Source organism: Mycobacterium sp., assembly GCF_035506235.1.
GTDB lineage: Bacteria > Actinomycetota > Actinomycetes > Mycobacteriales > Mycobacteriaceae > Mycobacterium.
The window spans coordinates 1-3,295 of the sequence record NZ_DATJPU010000133.1; the positions used below are offsets into that span (position 1 = coordinate 1).

General features: G+C 66.9%; 4 protein-coding genes. All 4 read left to right on the plus strand.

Annotation, left to right across the window (positions count from 1 at the left end; genetic code table 11):
- Nucleotides 1-1,314 (plus strand): phytoene desaturase family protein (locus tag VMD50_RS11935; RefSeq protein WP_325427959.1); only part of this gene is annotated, 1,314 nt, incomplete at its 5' end.
- Nucleotides 1,315-1,716: 402 nt separating this feature from the next.
- A complete protein-coding gene (locus VMD50_RS11940) occupies nt 1,717-2,196 on the plus strand; it encodes a pyridoxamine 5'-phosphate oxidase family protein (RefSeq protein ID WP_325427960.1) in 480 nt (159 codons plus the stop codon).
- 158 nt (nt 2,197-2,354) lie between these two features.
- A complete protein-coding gene (locus tag VMD50_RS11945) occupies nt 2,355-3,110 on the plus strand; it encodes a dienelactone hydrolase family protein (protein WP_325427961.1) in 756 nt (251 codons plus the stop codon).
- A gap of 12 nt (nt 3,111-3,122) precedes the next feature.
- A partial coding sequence (locus tag VMD50_RS11950; protein ID WP_325427962.1) for a DUF6295 family protein occupies nt 3,123-3,295 on the plus strand: 173 nt, incomplete at its 3' end.

A 3,295-nucleotide genomic window follows, 5' to 3' on the forward strand; every position in this document is an offset into this window, starting at 1 on the left:
GTGCCGGTTGGCGCGTTCTACGAGGTGCGTGGGCGACTGTTCGATCCGCCGTTCGTCCTCCCGCACGGCTTCGACGCCGCCGAGACGGCCCTCACCGCGAGGTTCCCCCACCAGCGAGCGGCCTTCCGCCGATACTTTCAGCGGCTTCAGGCCGTCCGAGAGGCCATGTCGGTGGTCGGGGAGCAGCACGACAGCCTCTGGTGGTTCACGCACGCGCCAGTGGTCCCGCTGAAGGTGTGGCCGCTGCTGCGGGACGCCCGGCTGAGCCTTTCAGAGATGTTCGACGAGTTGTTCGGCGACGACGAGGGGCCGAAGCTCGCGCTGGCCGCCAATCTCGCCTATTTCGCTGACGATCCCGACCGGTTGTGGTGGCTGTTCTACGCGGTCGCGCAAGGCGGCTACCTCGCAAGCGGCGGCACGTACATCAAGGGTGGCTCGGGCACTCTTAGCCAGCGGCTCGCCGACGTGGTAGCAGCCGAAGGGGGCGCGGCGCGCACGGGGCGAGTGGTCACCGAGATCATCCTCGACGAGCAAGGCAGCGTGGCCGGTGTGGCCCACACCGCGGCCGACGGCACTGACCGCACTGTGGATCACGCCCCAGTCATTTTCGGCAATGCGGCCCCGAGCGTGCTCGCCGACGCACTGCCGCCGCAGGCCCGGAAGGCGTTCGCCGCTCGCTATGAGGGGCGGCGCCCATCGATCTCCCTCTTCTCGATCGCGCTCGGCCTCAGCAGGTCTCCGCGTGAGTTGGGTTTCAACCAATACTCCACCGTGCTCATCCCGGAGTGGATGAACTCCCTTTCGGACTATGCATACGGAGCCGGGCTGCTCGCCGACCGGCCGGGAGACCGCATGCCCGTAGTAGGAGTCGTCGACTACGCGGCCATCGACAGCGGGCTAAATCCTGGAGGCCGGTACCTGATTTCCGTCGTCGGCGTCGATCGAGTTGCCAACTGGGAGGGCCTGAGAGACGAGGCCCGCCGGGCCAAACGCGAGGAGTGGCTTGACGCGATCGTGAAAGAGATCGACGGATACTATCCCGGTTTCGCCGATGCGGTCGTGCAACGGGAAATGGCCACTGCCGCTACGATGCGCCGCTACCTGAACACTCCGGGCGGGGCGTTGTACGGTTTTGCACCAGAGCCGCCAACGGGCCTGCGCCTCGTCGGCTCCCAGCGGGCCGTTGCCACGACGGTCCCCGGCTTGTGGTTGGCCTCAAGCTATGGCGGCACAGGAGGATTCACCGGAGCCATGATGACGGGGATGCTGGCGGCCCAGGCCGCCATGAAGTCGCGGCGAAGCGCGATCTCATAGCCGGGCTTGTCCGGCGAGAGTTTGTTCGGAGCCACGTGAAGCGGATTACGCGAAACATCGATCCGTCGGAGGCACGGGATCTGCTCGAGCGCATACCCCGCGCTTGCTTGGCATTCGCCGACGACGGGTGCCCACAAGCTGAGTCGGTCATGGTCGTGTTCCGAGACGATCGCTACCTGGTTGGAATCCCCCGGAGTGCTGCGGCTCGCCCGGCCGCACACGACGAAGTCGTGCTGCTTGTCGACGAAGGTTCGCACTTCTTTGACCTCAGGGCGATTTACCTTCGGGGACATGTCCAGCCACTGGGTCAGATGGAGGGGCTGCCGAAAGACTTCGTGTGGTTCGCGTTCCGGCCGAGGCGAACTGTTGCCTGGGACTACGGGCGGATGAGGGAAGTCGACGATGAATCCTGACGATCCGGCGGTGGTGGACATCCTCCGTCGCGCGATGGTAGCCCGCATCGCGACCCTCTCGCGCACTGGGCGGCCGCACATCAACCCGCTGTACTTCGTTTATGACGGCGGGCGCATCTACCTCGGCACATCGGACCGAACTCTGGCAGCGTTGAACATCAACGCCAACCCGCGCGTCACGATCTTGTTCAACGTCGAGCACGAGCCGAGCGATCGGAGAGTCCTGCGGATTCGCGGCCGCGGGCGAGTGCGTGCCGACACGAGGTTATGCCGGTGGTACGTGCATCGCGACGCGCGGAAGTACTTCATGAGCTGGCATGGCTTCACGAACACGCTGACGCACGCTCGACTTCTCCCCGTCGCGCGTCGCTACATCTGGTCGGGAGCGAAAGGGCAGGCGTGCGTGCTTGAGGTTCAACCGGATCAAGCAGAACTTACCACCGCGCCCGGACAGATTGGAATTCAATAAGCTTCGCAATGCCTCGTGGCAGGCACGCGAAAAGGCGTGGTCAACACGCGGTCGGCGCCGTCATGGCCCGGTCTTCGGATAAGTTGGTTCCGGCGGGGCGATCCTCCGGCGCTCTGCTTCCCCTTGCGGCCGAATAAGGAGCCCGAAAAGGAGCAGCGATGAACGCGCCCAGCCCAGACGCGATCCGCGCGGAAACAATCACCATCACAGGCCACGGCGGCGACGAGATCGAGGCCTACCGGGCTTGCCCGCTCGCCGAGGGGTCGCGCGGCGGAATCGTGTGGATCCACCACATGCCCGGCTACGACCGGGAAACCAAGGAGTTCGTCCGCCGGCTAGCCGTCAACGGCCATCACGCGGTGGCCCCCAACCTGTATTCGCGCGAGGCCCCGGGCGCGGCGCCCGATGACGCGGCCGCCGCGGTGCGGGCCGCCGGCGGGGTGCCCGACGAGCGGCTGGTCGGCGATGTCGCGGGCGCGGTCGAGCACCTGCGTTCGCTGCCCGGCGCGAACGGGAAGTTCGGGGTCATCGGGCACTGCTCGGGCGGTCGGCAAGCGTTCCTGGCCGCGTGCTCGCTGCGGTTCGACGCCGCGGTGGACTGCTACGGCGCGTTCATCGTCGAGGACTTGCCCGAGGGCATGCCCAAGGCGATGCAACCGATCGTGCACCTGGCGGCGAACCTGAGCTGCCCGCTGCTGGGGCTGTTCGGGGTCGACGACCGGTTCCCCGCGCCGCCCGCGGTGGCCGTCCTGGACGCCGAGCTGACCAAATTCGGCAAGCAGCACGAGTTCCACTCCTATGAGGGCGCGGGCCACTCGTTCTTCTCCGTCGACCGGCCGGCCTACCGGCCCGAGGCGGCGGTGGACGGCTGGCACCGCATCGACGAGTTCTTCGCGACCCACCTGAAAGGCTAGGTGTGCCAAGGCATGTGCACTTACCTCACCGAACACGTGCGGATCGACGGCAGCGGCAAGGGCGCGACGGGCTGGTTCGGCGCCAGCCGCGCGACCGTGTACGTCGACCACCCCGTGCATGCGCCGTACGGCCACACCGTCAACATCGACGTGATCAACCCGGAGCTGGGCCCGTCGGCGCGGGT

Bases quoted from the DNA above. Each gene is read 5' to 3' on its own strand.
- VMD50_RS11940 (WP_325427960.1), top strand. From the start codon at position 1,717: ATGAATCCTGACGATCCGGCGGTGGTGGACATCCTCCGTCGCGCGATG.
- VMD50_RS11945 (WP_325427961.1), top strand. From the start codon at position 2,355: ATGAACGCGCCCAGCCCAGACGCGATCCGCGCGGAAACAATCACCATC.